Raw genomic sequence first — 21810 nt, 5'->3', positions numbered from 1 at the left:
GACATCAAAGAAGACCAGTTTCATGTCAAATACACCTTTTCTAAGCGAAGTGTCTAAACGTAGAACGTTCGCTATTATTTCTCACCCGGATGCGGGTAAAACCACCATTACTGAAAAAGTCCTTTTATTCGGAAACGCGATTCAAAAAGCAGGTACGGTTAAAGGTCGTGGTAATGCACAGCACGCAAAATCAGACTGGATGGAAATGGAAAAGGAACGTGGTATCTCGGTAACCACGTCTGTGATGCAGTTCCCTTACAATGATTGCCTGGTAAACCTACTTGATACTCCTGGACACGAAGACTTCTCGGAAGATACATATCGTACTCTAACGGCAGTCGACTCGTGCTTGATGGTTATCGATGCAGCGAAAGGTGTCGAGGATCGTACTCGTAAGTTGATGGAAGTAACCCGTCTACGCGATACGCCAATCGTGACCTTCATGAACAAACTTGACCGTGACGTTCGTGATCCAATGGAAGTATTGGACGAAGTAGAAAACGAATTGGGCATGATGTGTGCGCCTATCACGTGGCCAATCGGCTGTGGTAAAGAGTTTAAAGGTGTGTACCACATTCACCGTGATGAAACGATTTTATACGAATCTGGTCACGGTCATGAGATTCAAGAAGTTCGAATCATCAAAGGTCTAGATAACCCAGAGCTTGATGAAAAAGTCGGTGCAGGCCTTGCGGAAAGTGTTCGAGAAGAGCTTGAGCTTGTTATGGGTGCTTGCCCTGAGTTTGATTTGGAAATGTTCTTAACAGGTGACCTGACGCCAGTTTACTTCGGTACCGCATTAGGTAACTTCGGTGTAGACCACATGCTAGACGGTCTAACAGAGTGGGCACCAGCACCGAAAACGCGTCAAGCGGTTGAGCGTGAAGTTGAAGCGACAGAAGAGAAGTTCTCTGGTTTCGTATTCAAGATCCAAGCAAACATGGACCCGAAACACCGTGACCGTATCGCATTCATGCGTATTGTATCGGGTACTTACACGCAGGGTATGAAGATGAACCACGTTCGTCTTGGCAAGCAGGTGAGTATCTCTGATGCAGTAACCTTTATGGCTGGTGACCGTTCACGTGCAGAACACGCTTACGCGGGTGACATCATTGGTCTGCATAACCACGGCACTATTCAAATTGGTGATACTTTCACGCAAGGTGAGTCACTGAAGTTCTCTGGTATTCCAAACTTTGCGCCTGAATTGTTCCGTCGTATTCGCCTGAAAGATCCACTAAAGCAGAAACAGCTACTAAAAGGCTTGGTGCAACTATCAGAAGAAGGTGCGGTACAGGTATTCCGTCCACTACAAAACAACGACCTGATCGTTGGTGCCGTTGGTGTACTTCAGTTCGATGTTGTTGTCGCTCGCTTGAAGTCTGAATATAACGTTGAAGCGATTTATGAAGGCATTAACGTTGCGACTGCTCGTTGGGTTGAGTGTGATGATGCGAAGAAACTGGATGAGTTCCAACGTAAGAACCAAGCAAATTTAGCATTGGATGGTGGTGATAACCTAACGTATATTGCGCCAACAATGGTTAACTTAAACTTGGCGAAAGAGCGTTTCCCTGATATTGATTTCCGTGCGACGCGTGAGCACTAATCAAAAAGCGGTTTGGGTAAGCTTTAACGCAAACTAGATTTTAAAACGCCCTTGGCTATAAACTTAGCCAAGGGCGTTTTTTATAAGGATGAGATATGAACTGGTTTAAACGAGGATTGAAGCGTTACGACGACTGGTGCAAGGAGATGGGGCTAACCCCTGATCAAAAACGCAGCTGCGTTCCGTATCGAAAAGATCCTGCCCATCAAAATGAAGAGAACAGTGAAGCTCTACTATTTTCTGATTCTCAGTTTGTCGGTACAGATAAAAAGTCTCAAGATGAAGCTCTTTGATACCCATTGTCACTTTGACTTTGATGTATTCCAAGGTGACTTTGCACATCAACTTCAGCTAGCTCAAACGCAAGACGTGACAAGAATTCTGATTCCTTCAATGGGACCTCAAAACTGGGCTCGTATTCAAACCTTGGCAGATCAACATGCCAATTTGTATTACGCCCTTGGGTTTCATCCGTATTTTCTTGAAGATAACGTCGAGCAGCACTTTGCTGAATTGGAACATTATCTAAAACAAAATGCTCCCCAGTGCGTGGCCATAGGAGAGTGTGGGCTAGATTTTGCCATTGATGTTGACCCACAGTTGCAAGAAGAGACGCTTGAAGTTCAATTTGAACTGGCTAGACGCTTCGAACTCCCAGTTATTTTACATAGCCGAAAAGCGCACAATCGCCTTATTCAAATGGTTAAAGCGGCGAAGCTCCCTCGGGGCGGTGTGCTACATGCTTTCTCTGGGAGTTATCAGCAAGCAATGGAGTGGGTCAAATTAGGTTTTTTTATCGGTGTAGGAGGAACCATCACCTACCCAAGAGCGAAGAAAACGCGCGACGCAATTCAAAAATTACCACTCAAACATCTCGTGATCGAAACAGATGCACCGGATATGCCTATACTTGGATATCAAGGGGAGTCGAATCACCCAGCCAAACTCATTCACGTCTTTAATGAGCTCGTAGAGTTGCATAACGGCTCAAGGCAATCGATTGCCTCTCAGTTATGGAAAAATAGCAATTTTGCTTTCTCGATATGTGAATAAAATCTAAAGATGTGGTTTGAAATAGAAAACGTTTTCCTGCTTATTGTGAATTAACTCACAAAGCTGGCTGAATCAATCATGAATCTTATAGGAAAGTGTGAGGCTGGCATTACTTTAATTGATTCTGCATGAGTATAATTGCTCCCGCTTTATAGCTCCATTTTGTAACACGCCAATAAATAACTTATAAGGAAGTCATAAACTATGAGCCTGTTTATGAGCCTAATCGGTATGGTAGTGCTTCTTGCGATTGCATTTGCATTTTCTAATAACCGTAAAGCTATCAATCTAAGAACTGTGGGTGGCGCATTCGCTATCCAATTCGCATTAGGTGCATTTGTTCTGTATGTACCTTGGGGCCGTGATCTACTAAACGGTTTCTCTTCAGGTGTTTCTAACGTTATCAACTACGGTAACGATGGTTCATCATTCCTGTTCGGTGGTCTTGTTTCTGACAAGATGTTCGAAGTATTCGGCGGCGGCGGTTTCATCTTCGCATTCCGTGTTCTTCCTACACTGATCTTCTTCTCTGCACTGATTTCAGTTCTTTACTACATTGGCGTTATGCAATGGGTTATCAAGATTCTTGGTGGCGCACTACAAAAAGCGCTGGGCACTTCACGTGCGGAATCAATGTCAGCAGCAGCAAACATTTTCGTAGGTCAAACAGAAGCACCTCTAGTTGTTCGTCCATTCGTTCCAAAAATGACTCAATCAGAGCTATTCGCGGTAATGTGTGGTGGTCTAGCTTCTGTTGCTGGTGGTGTACTAGCGGGCTACGCTTCAATGGGTGTTCCACTAGAGTACCTAGTAGCAGCATCATTTATGGCTGCACCAGGTGGTCTACTATTCGCTAAAATCCTTCACCCAGAGACTGACCAGCCTCACGAAAGTATCGAAGAAGCGATGGACGGCGGCGACGACAAACCAGTAAACGTAATCGACGCAGCAGCGGGCGGTGCGGCTTCTGGTCTACAACTTGCGCTTAACGTAGGTGCAATGCTAATCGCATTCGTTGGTCTAATCGCGCTGATCAACGGTATGCTAGGTGGCATCGGTGGTTGGTTCGGCATGCCAGAACTAACGCTAGAGCTAATCCTAGGTTACGCATTCTCTCCACTAGCTTTCCTAATCGGTGTTCCATGGGCTGAAGCAGTAACTGCTGGTTCATTCATCGGTCAGAAAATCGTAGTGAACGAATTCGTTGCTTACTTGAACTTCACACCATACCTAGGTGAAAACGCTCAAGTAATCGCGGCAACTGGTGAAGTAATGTCTGAGAAGACAACAGCTATCATCTCATTCGCACTATGTGGTTTCGCGAACCTTTCTTCTATCGCGATTCTACTTGGTGGTCTAGGTAGCCTTGCACCAAACCGTCGTAGTGACATCGCTCGCATGGGTGTTAAAGCTGTTCTTGCTGGTACGTTGTCTAACCTTATGGCAGCGACAATTGCAGGCTTCTGCTTAAGCCTTGCAGCACTATAATTAGAATCGGTTCTTAATATATAGACGCCGTTTTACATCATGCCCTGTAGCAAGAGATTGCTGCGGGGCATTTTTCGTTTTTCGGGCTCTAAAATCTCACCGGGTGCCGGACTCAGTCTAGGAGTTACGCAGCCGATGGAATAGGGGCTAGGAAATTTTGAGATACAAACCGTTTGCGCTCTATTTGGTGCTACAGTTTTGCGGTGAAACTCTATAATGTATTAATCACAGGATAGTGGTTAAGGTTGATACTTAATCACGTAATGAATATTACATAATCGATGGGCAAATGACTTGCCCAACAATATCAGATCTAATAGGCGTTTTGCTGTGTGATGTGATATTAAAGACACCGCAATCATAGATTGTTGTGCCATAGGCCAAACTGGTACTGTGCGGTGACAAGGATAGCAATTGGCATATGAAATTTTCGCTGTATATGCCGAGTCTTCAGGGAACCAAGTCCGTTCATTAATAGACTGTTTAGCCATTTACTCACATTATATCGACTTGTTGATTATAGTTAGAGACGTGATGTAAGGCTGAGTAGTGAATTTTTTGAATATTGATCGGAGATAGAAATGAGCGATTTAAAAGCAGCAGCGCTACGTGCACTTAAACTTATGGACCTAACTACGTTGAATGACGATGACACTGATGCAAAAGTGATCTCATTATGTCATGACGCGAAAACAGCAGTAGGCAACACAGCTGCAATTTGTATTTACCCTCGCTTTATTCCTATTGCTAAGAAGACACTTCGTGAGCAAGGTACGCCAGAGGTTCGTATTGCAACAGTAACGAACTTCCCACATGGTAACGACGACATTGAAATCGCAGTTGCTGAAACAAAAGCGGCGGTTGCTTACGGTGCAGACGAAGTTGACGTTGTTTTCCCATACCGCGCGCTAATGGCAGGTGATGAGAAAGTAGGCTTCGAACTAGTTAAGCAATGTAAAGAAGCTTGTGGTGACATTCTTCTTAAAGTGATCATCGAAACGGGTGAACTAAAAGAAGAAGCACTAATCAAGAAAGCATCTCAAATCTGTATTGAAGCAGGTGCTGACTTCATTAAAACTTCAACTGGTAAAGTGCCAGTAAACGCAACACCAGAATACGCACGCATGATGCTTGAAGTGATTCGCGACATGGGTGTTGCAGAAACTGTTGGTTTCAAACCAGCAGGTGGTGTGCGCACTGCTGAAGATGCAGCTGCATACCTAGCAATGGCTGACGAAATCCTAGGTGATAACTGGGTTGATGCTCGTCACTACCGTTTCGGTGCGTCTAGCCTGCTAACTAACCTACTAAATACATTAGAAGTGACAGACGAAACTGCTGATCCAGCAGCGTACTAATCCCAATAATATGTCTGAACGGTAGCACCTAAACGGGTGCTACCAAACCTCTTCTATCCTACTTAACCATGGCTCACTGAGAGCATGGGAGGCACTAATGTATTTACCACAAGAAATCATTCGTAAAAAACGTGACGGTGAAGTACTTACCGCAGACGAAATCAACTTCTTTATTCAAGGCGTAGCAAATAACACCGTATCTGAAGGTCAGATCGCGGCGTTTGCTATGACAATTTTCTTCAATGAAATGACCATGGATGAGCGTATTGCCCTAACGTGTGCAATGCGTGATTCGGGCATGGTTATCGACTGGAGCCACATGAACTTTGGTGGCCCAATTGTCGACAAACACTCTACTGGCGGTGTGGGTGACGTAACGTCTTTGATGCTTGGCCCTATGGTGGCAGCATGTGGCGGTTTCGTACCAATGATCTCTGGCCGTGGTCTTGGCCACACAGGCGGTACGCTAGATAAGCTTGAGTCTATTCCTGGATACAACATCACACCAAGCAACGATGTTTTTGGTCAAGTGACCAAAGACGCTGGTGTGGCGATCATCGGTCAAACCGGTGACCTAGCTCCAGCGGATAAGCGTGTTTACGCGACTCGTGATATTACCGCAACCGTAGACAACATTTCTCTGATCACGGCTTCCATTCTTTCTAAGAAATTGGCGGCGGGTCTGGAGTCGCTAGTGATGGACGTTAAAGTCGGCTCTGGTGCATTCATGCCAACTTACGAAGCGTCTGAAGAGTTAGCGAAATCAATCGTAGCAGTAGCAAACGGTGCGGGTACTAAGACCACTGCAATCCTGACAGACATGAACCAAGTATTGGCCTCTTCGGCAGGTAATGCGGTGGAAGTTCGTGAAGCGGTTCGTTTCCTAACGGGTGAATACCGTAACCCACGCCTACTTGAAGTCACCATGGCTTCTTGTGCAGAAATGCTGGTGCTTGGCAAACTGGCTGAGAACACAGAAGACGCACGTGCGAAGTTGATGGAAGCGCTAGACAACGGTAAAGCAGCAGCATGCTTCGGCAAGATGGTTGCGGGTCTTGGCGGCCCAGCAGACTTCGTAGAAAACTACGATAACTACCTAGAAAAAGCGGAAATCATCAAGCCTGTTTACGCGACGGAAACGGGCATTGTTTCAGCAATGGACACGCGTGCGATTGGCATGGCTGTCGTTGCTATGGGTGGTGGTCGCCGTGTTGCTACTGATGAAATCGACTATGCCGTAGGTTTCGACGAGTTCATCCGATTGGGTGAAGTTGCAGATAGCGATAAACCTCTTGCCGTTATCCACGCTCGCAGCGAAGAGCAGTGGGAAGAAGCGGCAAAAGCACTGCGCAGTGCAATCAAAGTAGGTGGTGAGTACACACCAACTCCAGAGGTTTACCGCCAAATTCGTGCAGAAGATATTTAATAGAACAAGTAATTACACAAGGCCTACTCAACCATAATAAAAAGCCGAGTGGGCCTAAGGAACGAGCAATGAAAAGAGCATTTATTTTAGTACTAGACTCATTCGGTATTGGTGCAACCGCTGACGCTGAGAAATTTGGTGATGTAGGTTCAGACACACTAGGCCACATCGCAGAACAATGCGAAAAAGGCTTAGCAGATAACGACCAACGTCAAGGCGCACTTCGCCTGCCAAACCTATCTAAGTTAGGTTTGGCAATGGCACATAAAGAGTCAACAGGTCGCTTCGCACCTGGCCTAGACGCTGATGCAGAAATCATCGGTGCTTACGGTCACGCTGCTGAGCTTTCTTCTGGTAAAGACACTCCGTCTGGTCACTGGGAAATCGCAGGTGTTCCTGTTCTGTTTGACTGGGGCTACTTCACAGATAAAGCAAACAGCTTCCCTAAAGAGCTGACGGATCGCATCCTTGAGCGCGCGGGTCTTGACGGTTTCCTAGGTAACTGCCACGCATCTGGTACTCAAGTTCTTGATGACTTGGGTGAAGAGCATATGAAGACTGGGCAGCCAATCTTCTATACCTCTGCGGACTCTGTATTCCAAATCGCCTGTCACGAAGAGACATTCGGTCTAGACCGTCTACTAGAGCTTTGCCAAATTGCGCGTGAAGAACTAGAAGATTACAACATCGGCCGTGTAATCGCGCGCCCATTTATTGGTCCGGGTAAAGGTCAATTTGAGCGTACGGGTAACCGTCGTGACCTATCTGTAGAGCCACCATCAGCGACTATCTTACAAAAGTTAGTTGATGAGAAGGGCGGTCAGGTGCATTCCATCGGTAAGATTTCAGATATTTATGCTGGTTGCGGGATCACTAAAAAAACCAAAGCAACAGGCATTCCAGCACTATTTGAAACAACGAAAGAAGCGATCAAAGAAGCGGCTGATAACACCATCGTATTCACTAACTTCGTCGACTTCGATTCAGCTTACGGTCACCGTCGTGATGTGGCGGGTTACGCTGCAGCGCTTGAGTACTTTGATGGTCGCATCAATGAAGTGCTAGAACTGATGGGTGAAGATGACGTGCTTATCCTAACAGCAGACCACGGCTGTGATCCAACATGGCCAGGTACTGACCATACTCGTGAGCACATCCCAGTATTGGTTTACGGTCAAAAAGTGCCAGCAGGCTCTCTTGGCCGCCGCGAAACATTCGCAGACATCGGCCAAACATTGGCGAGCTACTTCGGTACTTCTCCAATGGATTACGGTAAGAATTTCCTATAATTAGGATATTGAAAACTAGGAGCAGAATGCTCCTAGTTTTATGTTTGCAGTATGCAAGTACTGCTTGTCGGAAATGAGAATACTCTGGCTTATATCGCCTTAAGCGCGGAGCGCTAGAGAAAGGTTAAGGAAAAGAAAATGGCAACTCCACATATCAATGCTGAAATGGGTGCATTCGCAGACGTCGTACTGATGCCGGGTGACCCGCTACGTGCAAAATACATCGCAGAAACCTTCCTTGAAGACGTTGTGCAAGTATGTGATGTGCGTAATATGTTCGGTTACACAGGCACATACAAAGGCCGTAAGATCTCGGTAATGGGCCACGGTATGGGTATCCCATCATGCTCGATTTACGCAACGGAGCTAATTAAAGACTTCGGCGTGAAGAAAATTATACGTGTTGGTAGCTGTGGCGCAGTAAACGAAGACATCAAAGTGCGTGATGTTGTGATCGGCATGGGCGCGTGTACGGATTCTAAAGTGAACCGTATCCGTTTTAAAGGTCATGACTTTGCAGCAATCGCAGACTACAAAATGGTTCGCGCGGCAGAAGACGCAGCAAAAGCACGTGGCATTGATGTGAAAGTCGGTAACCTATTTTCAGCGGAGCTTTTCTACACGCCTGATCCAGAAATGTTCGACGTAATGGACAAGTACGGCATTGTTGGTGTTGAAATGGAAGCGGCGGGTATTTACGGCGTAGCGGCAGAATACGGTGCAAAAGCTCTGACAATCTGTACGGTTTCAGATCACATCAAAACGGGTGAGCAAACAACTTCTGATGAGCGTCAAACAACATTCAACGACATGATGCTAATCGCACTAGATTCAGTATTGCTAGGCGACGAAGAATAAGCGACAAAGAGTCATCTTAGTTTCTTGACATTAAGAACTAAAAGAACAGCCCGCACAATGCGGGCTGTTTTTGTATTAGATGTCGATTACCGACTGACTATTTGGTTAGCAGTAGGTTTTGCGCTTTTTTACGGCGGATAGGCTGTCTACGTAAAATCATAATGAATAACATGCCGCACACAAAACTCATTAGCACCATCATGTACATGTAGCGATCACTCTTACGATAGTGGTGGTCAGAAATTGCGGTTACACGACCTGTCTCAAAGGTAACGCGAACAAAACCGATGAGTGCTTCATCGGCAAATACTGGTTCAACCAACTGCTGGCGGCCAATGGAAGCTGTTGCCAAAGGCGTGTCTAAGCCTAAAACTTCGCGTACCGATAGCGCATCTTCACTAGACGCTAAACGTACGCCTTGTGCATCATATATTGTCGCATCAAACACCAAACGGTCTTGTGCTAGCTGGTTTGTCAGCTTAAGTAAGCGTTCTTGATCTTTGGTCAAAATCATTTCACTGGCAGAAAGAGACGCCTGTGAAATCAAAACTTTGGTGAGTGTCTCAAGCTGCTGTGCTTGAATTTTCTCATTGCCCTTACTGATCACAACACTGTTTTTGATCGTGATAAACAACATCACACACAGTAGGATTAGTGCCAGAATTCTTAGGGCATTCCTTACTGAGAACAAGGATTCACTCATGCTCTTTACTCATCCATTTAAAATAAAACAAAGACTTGCCTTTTTAGTTTGTTGAGGTAACGTTTTAGCAAAGTCATAAGGGATTATATACATGGACGCGTCAAAAAGCTTGCCTATCAGAAAACATACGACACTTTTAAAACGATTACCCGAGACTCGATTTGCCTCCCAACTAGATAAAGCAAAAGCAAACTGGATAGTGTTTGCAGAATACCTTTCGCCACGTCATTTTGAAGACATTGATTTCTTCACAGGTGTCTACAACCCCGTGTTAGAAACGTGGAAAGTTGGCCAATATGAAGTCGCCTTGATGGCAGGAGAGTTGACCCCTCAACACGAAACGATCTTACAAAGCCTCAACTTGGATTACGCCTCGCTTAATGAAGTTCCAGATCTCTCAACCCAAGGGTTGATTGTATTTGACATGGACTCAACGGCAATCCAGATAGAGTGTATTGATGAAATCGCAAAATTGGCCGGAGTCGGGGATGAGGTAGCAGAAGTTACTGAACGTGCGATGCAAGGAGAACTGGATTTTGAGCAAAGTTTGCGTCAACGCGTAGGCAAGCTCAAAGGTGCTGATGAATCAATTCTTGAACAAGTTCGTTCCCAATTGCCATTTATGCCGGACTTTGAAGCGTTAATCGCAACGTTAAAAGCACTAGGTTGGAAAACAGCGATTGCTTCCGGTGGCTTTACTTACTTCTCGGATTACATCAAAGATAAAGTCGATTTAGATTTTGCTCGCTCTAATCAGTTAGAAATCATTAATGGTAAGCTCACGGGGAACGTACTTGGCGATGTGGTTACCGCGCAGATGAAGTCAGATATCCTGGTGGAGTTGGCGGATGAATACGAAATTGAGCAGCACAACACGGTTGCTGTCGGTGATGGCGCTAACGATCTTGTGATGATGTCGGTGGCGGGCTTAGGTATCGCGTACCACGCAAAACCTAAAGTGGAAGCTCAAGCGCAATCTGCGATTCGCTTTGCAGGCTTAGGCGGTGTGCTCTGTATTTTATCTGGTGCACTGGTGAAGCAGCAAAAGGTCAGCTGGAAAGCAAAACCTTAATTTATCCATTCAAAAACACCGCCTTTCTGGCGGTGTTTTTCGTTGACTTAGTATGGCTCTAAATTTACTCGGTTAACTCCAATCTAATTACAACCTCTTCCGTAATGTCTTCAAACTCACTGTAACCGACCAAAGCGGTCAGCTCCTTTTCTAATTTGCTCGCTTGATGTACACCAAATTGGGTTAAGTCACTTAAATCTTGTTGCAGCAACGATGTCATCGGATCGAAAATTGGGGCTGTAGATAAGCGAATTACGTAGAAGTCACCCATCATTCGCGCTTTCTTTATAAATTGAATCCGTTCTTTTACGCTGTTGAACTCTTGATGAAGCTTAGACTCAATGCCTGTAATTTTATTGCCGACTTTGGCTGCGCTAATGTAGATATCCTGATGCCTTGCTTGAGCTCCCTCTACACGCTTTATCGGCTCTGCGATTAATGTGCTTGTTCGACCTTTAAAGATAGGTTCAAGTGACAACAATTGATCGTGCCCAAGGCGTGCAAAAAGCTCAATGTGCTTAGGTAGCGGCAAATTCACCCCAATAACGGGGGTTTTGATTGAAGACGACGCTGTTTTACTGATAAAAATGGGTGTGCTCAGAGTTCGAGAGAGCAACATGCTGTGCAGTCTTTCAAGTAACGCATTACTCGGTAGCATCTCTTTTTGCGGGATCAACTTATCTTGATTGTGTTCGATAATGCTGTTGAAAAAGGCGATCACTTTAATGGTGTGGCTGCTTTCATCAATAACTAACTGTACGCTACAGCCATCTGGGCTAACACGAATTACCCGGTATGGCACCGACATTAAAGGCAGCTTTTTGTCGTAGAGTTGTAACTCTCGGAAGTTGACCTGAACCTCTTGCCCAGAGCGCAACATAGTAGGTTCGTCCAGTTTAATGCCGAGCCCTCGCTTTGAAATATCGACGGTGCTGCCGATCGCTGTGACGGGCCCAGAACGTAGTTCTATTGGGGTCTTAAATCGGTAACGTGGCTCTTTACGACGAGACTTAGCATCAAAATAAATGCCTTTCGGGTTGCCTATAATTCTTCTCGGATGGCGAAATGCATTTAACGTATTCGCGGGTAAGCGCGGCTTTTCAGTGAGCAGATAATCCTGCCCTGATTTTTCGTCAGCAATTTCTTGCAAGATGCCAATATGAGTCAATGATTGGGACGTTTCAGCCAACTCCGGAGAGAAAGCGGCTAAGTCTTCCTGTTCTTGCTCTGACAGTTCAAATATCGAAATTCTAAACGCGCGCCAACTTTCACGTTTAGCACCTAAATGCCAAAATAGCTGGCGTTGTTCACGAGTGGCCTCAGGACGAAGCATCGAATAGAAATAGGTTCGGTTTTCGTGCTCGTGAGTAAATGAATAAAGGACATTGGTGGTGCCTTTAACGCCAGGTTTAATGAGTGACGCGACTCGCTTCTCATTAAATAAGGACCCAAACATTTGCTGGTTCCTTTCATCATGCCAGTACTGCCAAAGCTTTTGATTGTTTGGCGTCAACATAGCGAGTTTCAGCTCACTGCCATCAAAGAATAGAGGTAAGCTGCTGGTGTGCTTAAGTGCGATGTGCTCATAACCACGAGTTCGAGCTCGAATGATCTTATCTTGATTATCGTGACGAGCTCTTTTAGCTGCGCTGTTGAGCGCTTCATCGATCACTCGAGTAACGACATTGGTTTCAGTTAAACGTATGGTTCTGAGGTATCGAACTGAGTCATTCTCGTAACAGTCATCAACCGCAAGTATGCGGTACGCCAGCGGTTTCTCTATACCGGCAACCTGAGATTTGCTGGCAAACTCAGTAAACGTGACCTGAATAATCTCCCCAAGGTTATATTTAAACGCACTTGGGACTTTGAACTTTGCGCCAGAGCAGGATAAGTCAATGCTTAACCCATGCAGAAGTTGCCCTTTAGATCGGCAAATCTCGACTTGAGATTGGACTTTCAAGCGCTTTTCTTGGCGCTTTAAGTCATAGCCGAGGTGAACGGGCTCCGCTAAGAAAGGGCTTTTAGGATCCGTTAACGATTGCGTTTTTTGTTGAGTAAGACGTTTGCTCATTACGCGAAAGTTATTCCGTGTGTTGACCAAAGCTTCCCACATTCCCTCAGTGTAGCCGCCAAACTTTTTGATGTTTTTATGGTAAGCGTTGAAAGCAACGTCATCTAACCAATGTGGAATACCATCCAAAATATACTCGCGACATTCACCTTGGACGCGACCGCGCAGGTCGATGCTTTTTTTGCACGGAGCCATCAAGCGGTTAAGTTCCATTTTCACTAAGATTTTGGCCGAAGGCGGCTCTTCCTCGGTCAATTGGCCAAGGACAAAGTCAAAGTCATCCGAACCGTAAACGGGAATGAGTCGTTCTGCGATCGAGAGAATTTCAGATTGCTGCATTATTTCTGTTAGAGTATGTCGTTACTTTAAATTGTATCGGCTAAGCGAAGTAAAACTTAAGTATATCAATAGTTCATTTCAGTTAAGGTCTGACTTGGCTGTGCTTAGTCACATTTGTAGAAAAAATCGAGGCATCATGGCGAAAGCAAAACGAGCGTATGTTTGTAATGATTGTGGCGCGGATTTTCCCCGTTGGCAGGGGCAGTGTAACGCATGTGGTTCGTGGAATACGATAACAGAAGTCCGTATCGCTGCATCGCCAACGGTTGCTCGTAATGAACGTTTATCCGGCTACGCGGGCTCCGCAACAGAAGCTACAGTTCAAACGTTATCTGAAATTGATCTGCAGGAAGTGCCACGCTTCACCAGTGGGTTTAAAGAGCTTGACCGCGTATTAGGTGGGGGCGTTGTACCCGGCGCCGCTATTTTGATTGGTGGTAACCCTGGCGCTGGTAAATCCACCTTGTTGCTGCAAACCATGTGTAGTTTGTCTGCGCAAATGCCAACGCTCTACGTAACAGGTGAAGAATCGTTGCAGCAGGTAGCAATGCGTGCTTCTCGACTAGGGTTGCCGAAAGAGCACTTAAAAATGCTATCGGAAACGAACGTCGACAAAATTTGCCAAATCGCCGAAAAAGAGCAACCTCGCATTATGGTGATTGACTCGATTCAGGTAATGCACGTTTCAGATGTTCAATCGTCACCGGGCAGTGTTGCTCAAGTACGTGAATCTGCGACTGCTCTGACACGATACGCAAAACAGAATAACGTCGCGGTATTTATTGTTGGTCACGTAACAAAAGATGGTACCCTTGCGGGCCCTAAAGTTCTTGAGCACATTATAGACTGTTCAGTGCTGCTTGATGGTGGTACTGATAGCCGCTTTCGCACATTGCGTAGTCATAAAAACCGCTTTGGCGCTGTGAATGAGCTCGGTGTCTTTGCAATGACAGGCCAAGGGTTGAAAGAAGTGAGTAACCCATCCGCGATTTTCCTTTCTCGTGGTGAAGAAGAAACATCAGGTTCTTCTGTTATGGTCGTGTGGGAAGGTACGCGTCCTCTATTAGTAGAGATTCAAGCGTTGGTGGATTACTCGCAATTGGCAAACCCTCGCCGTGTTGCGGTCGGTTTGGAGCAGAACCGCTTATCACTTTTGCTCGCTGTGTTGCATAAGCATGGTGGCTTACAAATGGCAGACCAAGATGTCTTTGTTAATGTGGTTGGCGGTGTTAAGGTGACGGAGACGAGTGCCGATCTTGCGTTAGTTATGGCGCTTTTATCGAGTTTTCGTGACCGTCCACTTCCCAAAGATGTGGTTATTTTTGGTGAGGTCGGGCTTGCAGGCGAAATCCGTCCTGTGCCAAGTGGGCAAGAACGTTTGAATGAAGCGTTCAAACATGGTTTCAAGAAAGCCATTGTGCCTGCAGCCAACATGCCGAAAGGCGGCATTCCTGGCATGCAAATTCACGGCGTTAAGAAATTGTCGGAAGCTATAGAGGCTTTTGACGAGCTGTAATGCTCATAAGAATGGTATTTGTGGAATCACAAACTGTTCTATCCGTCCTCAATAAAATGCGAATAAAGTACATAAATTGCTGTGTTTGACTATGCTTTGGGGACGGAAATTTCACGTTAAAATTTTTTTTCTTCCATCCGCACGCAAGGGTATCAGTATTGACAGAATGTGATATACTCTGCGCGCACTTTATACCTTATTAACAGAGTAAGACAATGACTGATTTATCAAAATACAGAAACATTGGTATTTTTGCTCACGTAGACGCGGGTAAAACTACCTCTACAGAGCGTATCCTAAAGCTAACTGGTAAGATCCATAAGATCGGTGATACACACGACGGTTCAACTACAACTGACTTCATGGAGCAGGAAGCTGAACGTGGTATCACAATCCAGTCTGCAGCAACAACTTGTTTCTGGAACGATCACCGTCTAAACATCATCGATACTCCTGGACACGTTGACTTCACTATCGAAGTTTACCGTTCTCTAAAAGTACTTGACGGTGGTATCGGTGTATTCTGTGGTTCTGGTGGTGTTGAGCCTCAGTCAGAAACTAACTGGCGTTACGCTGACGAATCACACGTATCACGTCTGATCTTCGTTAACAAACTAGACCGTATGGGCGCAGATTTCTACAAAGTTGTAGATCAAGTACAAAACGTACTAGGTGCTACACCTCTAGTTATGACTCTACCTATCGGTATCGAAGAAGATTTCGTAGGTGTTGTAGACGTACTAAGCCAACAAGCTTACGTATGGGATGAGTCTGGCCAGCCAGAGAACTACGAAGTTCAAGATATTCCAGCAGACATGGTAGAAAAAGCTGCTGAATACCGTGAAATGCTAATCGAAACTGCTCTAGAGCAAGACGAAGATCTAATGATGGCTTACCTAGAAGAAGGCGAAGAGCCATCTCTAGAAGACATCAAACGTTGTATCCGTAAAGGTACTCGTGATCTAGCATTCTTCCCAACTTACTGTGGTTCAGCGTACAAGAACAAAGGTATCCAACTTATTCTTGACGCGGTAATTGATTACCTACCATCTCCAACAGAAGTTGATCCACAGCCTCTAACTGATTCAGAGACTGGTGAGCCAACTGGTGAAGTTGCGACTGTATCTGCAGACGAGCCACTACGTGCGCTTGCATTTAAGATCATGGACGACCGTTTTGGTGCTCTAACCTTTATCCGTATCTACTCTGGTAAGATGAAGAAAGGTGACACAGTACTTAACTCTGCAACTGGTAAAACAGAGCGTATCGGCCGTATGGTTGAGATGCACGCAGACGAGCGTAACGAGATCGATTCAGCACAAGCTGGTGACATCATCGCTGTAGTTGGTATGAAGAACGTTCAAACTGGTCACACTCTATGTGATCCTAAGCACGAATGTACTCTTGAGCCAATGATCTTCCCAGATCCAGTAATCTCTATCGCAGTTAAGCCTAAAGATAAAGGCGGTTCTGAGAAGATGGGTATCGCGATCGGTAAAATGGTTGCAGAAGATCCATCATTCCAAGTTGAGACTGATGAAGATTCAGGCGAAACTATCCTGAAAGGTATGGGTGAACTTCACCTAGACATCAAGGTAGATATCCTTAAGCGTACTTACGGCGTTGAGCTAGAAGTTGGTGCTCCACAGGTTGCTTACCGTGAAACTATCACTCAAGCAATCGAAGACAGCTACACGCACAAGAAACAGTCTGGTGGTTCTGGTCAGTTCGGTAAGATCGATTACCGCATCAAACCAGGTGAGCCAAACTCTGGCTTCACGTTCAAGTCAACAGTTGTTGGTGGTAACGTACCTAAAGAATTCTGGCCTGCAGTTGAGAAAGGCTTTGCGTCAATGATGGAGCACGGTGTTCTAGCTGGCTTCCCAACTCTAGACGTTGAAGTTGAACTATTCGACGGTGGTTTCCACGCAGTTGACTCTTCAGCAATCGCTTACGAAATCGCTGCTAAAGGCGCATTCCGTCAGTCTATGCCTAAAGCTGGCGCGCAACTTCTTGAACCAATCATGAAAGTTGACGTGTTCACTCCAGAAGATCACGTTGGTGACGTAATCGGTGACCTTAACCGTCGTCGTGGTATGATCAAAGACCAACAAGCTGCGTCTACTGGCGTACGTATCAAGGGTGATGTACCTCTATCAGAAATGTTTGGTTACATCGGTACTCTACGTACAATGACTTCTGGTCGTGGTCAGTTCTCTATGGAGTTCTCACACTACGCACCATGTCCAGCAAACGTTGCTGAGCAAGTAATTGCTGACGTTAAAGAGCGTAACGCTAAGAAGTAATTCTTAAGTTAACTCTATAACTTGAAAGCCCCGCCTAGTGCGGGGCTTTTTGTATCTAACCGCTTATACATAGCGCGTTTTTGTTTCGCTGATATACGCCTTTGGTGTTGTTTACCTACTATTCTGAAGCTGAGCCAGTATTACTAACATTGAGGTCGATGGTTTTAAAATCTGGTATCACTGACTTTTCAAATGTTTCTATTTCTTCTCTCAACCATTGTGCGAACAATTGGGCTTTAGGTCGCTTTAAGTAGCCTTTTGGAGCGCACAGGTAATACGCAAATTTGGGTTTAATGGCTATATCACCAATTCGGACCAGTTTGCCTGAACGGAAATATTGATGAGCTAAACTGTGTTTGACGAGCGCTACGCCTTGTAGTGATAACGCGGCTTCTAACACTAAGTGTGAGCCACTGTATTTTAAAGCAGGCTTTGCCGCTGAATGACCAAGTCTCGCTAACCACATGTTCCAGTCCAGATCTGACCAAACGTCTTCGATGAGCTCTGCTTTGCTTAAATCTTCAATGCGATAGATGCCGTGCTCTTTCTGATATACCGGGTGACAGGCAGGATAAAAAGCTTCATCCATTAGCCATTGTGATTCTAAATTAGGGTATTTTCCTAAACCATAACGGACACACAAATCGATCTGACTATCTTGAAAAGACACTAAATCATTGGTTGGTTCTAATAGTAAGGCGATATCAGGGTGACGCTGACGAAAAGCCGTAATTTTCGGGACTAACCAATGGTGAGCGAAAGAGGGGAGTGTTGATATCGAAAGGTGGTTAGGGTTAGGATCTTGATTAACCAATCTCATCCCTTGCTGCAAATGTGCAAACCCTCTTTCTGCCTGAGTAAACAGCAGCTCTCCCTCAGGTGTGAGCACGATTTTTCTGTGCTGACGAACAAATAAGTCCGTTCCTAAAAACTCTTCAAGATGACGAATTTGCTGACTAATGGCAGCTGGCGTAACAAACAATTCTTTTGCCGCTGTTTTAAAGCTTCCTTCCTTTGCTGCAACGAAGAAGTAATACAAGCCCTGTAAAGGAGGCATTCGATCTTTCACATTAGTTTTCCTTAACTCAATGGTAGATTCTATCGTTTGAGGATATCAGCGTAGTCGCTGATTATTAAGTGGTCAACATTGTTATAGGAGTTGGTTACATGGAAAACATGACACACACTTGTGAGCGCACTTTACCAGCTGACCATCGGACCGGATTACAGTTAATTTATTCTAAACTTGCTAGTTGGAGAAGAAACTACAAGACACGTCGTCACTTGAGAGAGTTACCAGAGCATCTTTGGGACGATATTGGATTAGATGAAAAGGAGATTAATAGTGAAGTGAGGAAGCCTTTTTGGAGAGAGTAGTTTATGAGTTTGATTCAAGCTCAGAATTAAACTGCACTCCCCAATGATATTGAGGAGTGCAGACAAGGCTATAAATCTTCTTCCCACACAACCAATTCACCTTTCGGCCAGTTGTGACCAACTTCATGATACTTTTGCTCAAGCACATGACGTTTAATTTTGAGTGTTGGCGTCAATACGCCATTTTCAATGCTCCAAGGCTCTTTAATCATTAATACGCCTTTGATTTGCTCATGAGAGGCGAGTTCTTGATTCATTTTTGCAATGACTTTGCGGGTGGTTCGTGCGTATCGCTCTCGATCAAAGTTAGGGAAGTCATGTGGCACAACCAAAAGAATCGGGGCTGGTAGCCCTAAACCGATGAGACACATCATCTCTACGCGACTGTATTCGAAAAGTTTTTTCTCGATAGGAACTGGAGAGACAAACTTACCTTTGGCGGTTTTGAAGTTATCTTTTTTACGGCCTTGAATCGTTAGATAACCATCTGAATCGATAGCGCCGATATCACCTGTGTGTAGCCAGCCCTCTGAATCAAAAGACTCTTGGGTGGCAATGTCATTTTTATAGTAGCCAGAAAATAGCCCTTTGCCACGCACCATAATTTCATCATCAGCTGCGATTTTTAACTCGATGCCTGGCCCTGCATTACCGACACTACCAATTTTGTCAGCTCTAAATGGGTAGTTGAGCGTGCTATAGGCAAATGATTCAGTCATGCCCCAAGCTTCAGTAATATTGAGTCCTACAGAGTGGTACCATTCCAGCAGTGCTGGTGATACCGGGGCAGAGCCACAGCCTAATACTCGAGCCTGATCCAACCCCAATCCTTCTGCGAGCTTTTTCTTGATCAGAGAATTGACGAATGGGATTTTCAATAGAATGTTGAGCTTCTTCTGTGGAAGTTTGTCTTGAATACGTTGTTGGAATAGCGTCCATAATCGTGGGACGGAGATAAACAGAGTTGGTCGGTGCATCTTCACATCTTCGATAAAAGTGTCCAGTGACTCTGGAAATGCTGTTGGCACGCCACCCATAATCGATGAACCGAAGATATAAACACGCTCTGTAATATGAGCGAGCGGTAAATAAGAGAACAGTCGGTCGTTTTCTTGGATACCAATATGATTGATCAGTTGCTGAACAGACCAACTGAATGCGCCGTAAGTTAGCATCGCGCCTTTCGGTAACCCTGATGTGCCTGAGGTATACACCAACGACATTAGCTTGTCATCGTAATGCTGCGGACTCTCTTCACTTGGCACTGCATCTGCAATGAGCGCTTGGTATTCGTGCTTACACTTTGGTGCCGTGTCATAAGGTAGAGCGATGCTAATGAGTTCAGGCATAGCATCAATGACTTGCTGGGTTGCTTTAGGATCATCAAGTTTTCCGCCAATGAGCGCTTTACTTTCACTATGAGTCACACAGTATTCGATGGTGTCCGCGCCGGCGGTAGGAAAGATTGGCACACTGACATAGTCACCAAGCATCATAGCAAGATCGCAAATAAACCACTCTGCACAGTTTTTAGACACTAACGCCACTTTGTCGCCAGGTTGTACTCCGAGGTTGCGTAGTGCACTGACGAGTTTTAAGGCTTGATCGGCAACATCAGCGAACGTGTATTCAACAAATTGTCGGTTAATAATTTGCTTTAGGTAGACCTCATTTGGACGCTCTTGAGCCCATTTGAGAATCATTTCATTTGGTGGTGGGAGAGCGCAACCAGCAGCGCTATTTAGATTCGGCTGATTCATTTTAAGTGACTCCATGTCTTCTCATTGTATTTATAATTGTTAACGCATTGTTAACTTTAGCATGTTAAATCGCGACACGGGAATGCATTTTGATGAAATATGTGGGGAAGATAGCGTTAGTTATGGTTGAAGTCGGAGCGACTCGATCTAAAAAGCAATGTGATTGATGCTACGCAAAAGAGAACAGGCTTTTCAGCTGTTATGTCATACTTACTTCATACTAAGAGCACAGGTAAGCAATTTATTTTATTAATAATATTGCGAAAACATAGAATCTATCCTAATTATTTATTAACTAGTGGCTTAGTGTTGAAGATAAGTATAAATGTCTCCTAATTTCTTCAAAGCGCCAAACTTAAAGGTATGTCGTGGTTTTGAAGTAGCTATACTAATCTTACTTTGGAAAGTTAGGAGCTTCACCTCAAGCTATTGCCTGAGATTACTTGGGTACGATCATCAGCAAAAGGAAAGATGTGATGTTACGGAAGACTTTACTGGGTACCTATCTTTGTAGTTTATTCATTGCGGGGAATGCATATGGTGCTGAAGGAGATGATATTCCTCAGCGCGCCCAAACGGTTGGTGATGTTATTGAGCGCCCAGGCGTTCTCACACCTAAAGGTAAATGGTCATTTGATTCGTCTTTAAGCTATACACAAAACTCTTCAAACAAAGTATCTGTTGTTGGGTATACAGTCTTACCAACTCTGATTGTTGGGCGAATTGAAGTGAGTGATTCGGATAGGACTACCGTAACCGTTGGATTAACTGCTCGGTACGGTTTAACAAACGCCACAGAGTTAGAAGTTAGAGTGCCGTATGTTTATCGTAATGACCAAGTTTCTACGCGCCCCATTCAGGATGGTTCAAACAGTGAAGTAGTAAACACCACGGTGGATGGCGGAGGGCTTGGTGATGTAGAGTTCGCATTGAGGCACCAGTTTAACTTTGAGTCTGCGCCATACTGGGTAGGTGGCCTTAGAGTCAAGTCGGATACAGGACGATCGCCTTATGATGTTTCTATTGAAGATGGAAGCAACTCATTTAGTGATGTCCCTACTGGCTCGGGTTTTTGGAGTTTTGAGCCTAATTTATCTCTTATTCACCCTGTTGATCCAGCGGTCTTGTTCGCTAGTCTAAGTTACATTTATAACTTAGAGGATACTGTTACAGTTGGCGATACAAAAGCTGATGTTGAACTTGGAGACACTATTTCTCTTTCAGGAGGAATGGGGTTTGCGGTGAATCCTGATCTTTCATTCTCTTTAGGGCTTAGCCATAAAACTATTTTAAAAAGCAAAGTAAATGGCAGATCGGCAGATGATGCTAAGTTGCTTCAATTAGATGCATTAACTTTTGGTATAAACTATGCCTTTAGTGAACGCTCATCTATCAATGTTAGTGCTCAAGCCGGTCTTACAGAAGATACTCCCGACTTTCAATTAACAGTACGAGTACCTTTTAATTTGTAAAATGGATATTAGGCCCTTGATTTTTGGGCCTAATCTACCGTTAGCGTCTAGTGTTCGCATTATAAATTAATTGGATTATATTGGATAAAGTAGGTATATACTCTAAA

The 21810-nt window shown here is 44.8% G+C and carries 17 protein-coding genes; 13 read left to right on the top strand and 4 right to left on the bottom strand.

Annotated elements, in window-relative coordinates; translation table 11 throughout:
- Positions 1 to 22: 22 nt before the first annotated feature.
- From prfC to deoD, 8 genes are all read left to right on the top strand, one after another.
- Positions 23 to 1612 (top strand): peptide chain release factor 3, encoded by a 1590-nt coding sequence (gene prfC / locus NB463_RS12035; protein WP_012841453.1) that lies wholly within the window; start codon positions 23 to 25, stop codon positions 1610 to 1612.
- 95 nt (positions 1613 to 1707) lie between these two features.
- Positions 1708 to 1905: a DUF5363 family protein gene (locus tag NB463_RS12030; RefSeq protein ID WP_046875042.1), complete on the top strand. Its 198-nt coding sequence runs from the start codon at positions 1708 to 1710 to the stop codon at positions 1903 to 1905.
- The gene (locus NB463_RS12025) at positions 1892 to 2665 is read left to right on the top strand and encodes a TatD family hydrolase (protein WP_258432197.1); all 774 of its coding nucleotides are present in this window, start codon (positions 1892 to 1894) and stop codon (positions 2663 to 2665) included. The genes NB463_RS12030 and NB463_RS12025 overlap by 14 nt, the downstream gene beginning before the upstream one ends.
- A 204-nt stretch (positions 2666 to 2869) precedes the next feature.
- Complete coding sequence (locus NB463_RS12020; protein ID WP_047008943.1) at positions 2870 to 4153, top strand: NupC/NupG family nucleoside CNT transporter; 1284 nt, start codon at positions 2870 to 2872, stop codon at positions 4151 to 4153.
- 581 nt (positions 4154 to 4734) lie between these two features.
- A complete protein-coding gene (gene deoC / locus NB463_RS12015; protein WP_006742378.1) occupies positions 4735 to 5511 on the top strand; it encodes a deoxyribose-phosphate aldolase in 777 nt (258 codons plus the stop codon).
- A gap of 97 nt (positions 5512 to 5608) precedes the next feature.
- Complete coding sequence (deoA, locus tag NB463_RS12010) at positions 5609 to 6937, top strand: thymidine phosphorylase (protein ID WP_048625940.1); 1329 nt, start codon at positions 5609 to 5611, stop codon at positions 6935 to 6937.
- Positions 6938 to 7005: 68 nt separating this feature from the next.
- Positions 7006 to 8226, top strand: coding sequence for a phosphopentomutase (locus NB463_RS12005; RefSeq protein WP_258432194.1), 1221 nt, complete (start codon positions 7006 to 7008; stop codon positions 8224 to 8226).
- Between the two features lie 138 nt (positions 8227 to 8364).
- Positions 8365 to 9084, top strand: a complete 720-nt coding sequence (gene deoD, locus NB463_RS12000) for a purine-nucleoside phosphorylase (protein WP_006742381.1) — start codon at positions 8365 to 8367, stop codon at positions 9082 to 9084.
- A gap of 97 nt (positions 9085 to 9181) precedes the next feature.
- On the opposite strand, the gene NB463_RS11995 is transcribed toward deoD, so the two are convergent.
- The gene (locus NB463_RS11995) at positions 9182 to 9787 is read right to left on the bottom strand and encodes a YtjB family periplasmic protein (RefSeq protein WP_041852892.1); all 606 of its coding nucleotides are present in this window, start codon (positions 9785 to 9787) and stop codon (positions 9182 to 9184) included.
- A 91-nt stretch (positions 9788 to 9878) separates the two neighbouring features.
- On the opposite strand from NB463_RS11995, the gene serB reads away from it, so the two are divergent.
- Positions 9879 to 10859 (top strand): phosphoserine phosphatase, encoded by a 981-nt coding sequence (gene serB / locus NB463_RS11990; RefSeq protein WP_006742382.1) that lies wholly within the window; start codon positions 9879 to 9881, stop codon positions 10857 to 10859.
- Between the two features lie 64 nt (positions 10860 to 10923).
- Here the strand turns inward: serB and NB463_RS11985 are convergent, their stop codons facing one another.
- Entirely contained in the window at positions 10924 to 13272 is a 2349-nt protein-coding gene (locus tag NB463_RS11985; protein ID WP_170891009.1) for a PilZ domain-containing protein, read from the bottom strand.
- A 136-nt stretch (positions 13273 to 13408) separates the two neighbouring features.
- On the opposite strand from NB463_RS11985, the gene radA reads away from it, so the two are divergent.
- Together radA and fusA are read left to right on the top strand one after the other, a co-directional pair.
- Positions 13409 to 14788, top strand: coding sequence for a DNA repair protein RadA (gene radA / locus NB463_RS11980; RefSeq protein ID WP_046875036.1), 1380 nt, complete (start codon positions 13409 to 13411; stop codon positions 14786 to 14788).
- Positions 14789 to 15003: 215 nt separating this feature from the next.
- On the top strand, positions 15004 to 17094 hold the full coding sequence (gene fusA / locus NB463_RS11975) for an elongation factor G (protein ID WP_012841459.1): 2091 nt from the start codon (positions 15004 to 15006) through the stop codon (positions 17092 to 17094).
- Between the two features lie 118 nt (positions 17095 to 17212).
- Here fusA and NB463_RS11970 read toward each other — a convergent pair whose 3' ends face one another.
- Positions 17213 to 18163 carry a LysR substrate-binding domain-containing protein gene (locus NB463_RS11970; protein WP_258432193.1) on the bottom strand — a complete coding sequence of 317 codons (951 nt, stop codon included), beginning with the start codon at positions 18161 to 18163 and terminating at the stop codon, positions 17213 to 17215.
- Between the two features lie 98 nt (positions 18164 to 18261).
- On the opposite strand from NB463_RS11970, the gene NB463_RS11965 reads away from it, so the two are divergent.
- Positions 18262 to 18471, top strand: a complete 210-nt coding sequence (locus NB463_RS11965; protein WP_170891013.1) for a DUF1127 domain-containing protein — start codon at positions 18262 to 18264, stop codon at positions 18469 to 18471.
- Positions 18472 to 18539: 68 nt separating this feature from the next.
- On the opposite strand, the gene NB463_RS11960 is transcribed toward NB463_RS11965, so the two are convergent.
- Entirely contained in the window at positions 18540 to 20231 is a 1692-nt protein-coding gene (locus NB463_RS11960) for an AMP-binding protein (protein ID WP_170891015.1), read from the bottom strand.
- Between the two features lie 476 nt (positions 20232 to 20707).
- Between NB463_RS11960 and NB463_RS11955 the strand changes: the two genes are divergently transcribed.
- Positions 20708 to 21703, top strand: a complete 996-nt coding sequence (locus NB463_RS11955; RefSeq protein WP_005380160.1) for a transporter — start codon at positions 20708 to 20710, stop codon at positions 21701 to 21703.
- Positions 21704 to 21810 lie beyond the last annotated feature (107 nt).

The organism is Vibrio sp. RM-41-2B (genome assembly GCF_024744415.1).
Taxonomy (GTDB): Bacteria; Pseudomonadota; Gammaproteobacteria; order Enterobacterales; family Vibrionaceae; genus Vibrio; species Vibrio diabolicus.
Note: the sequence above shows the minus strand (reverse complement) of the source record. Positions and strands in the feature narration are given on the sequence as shown.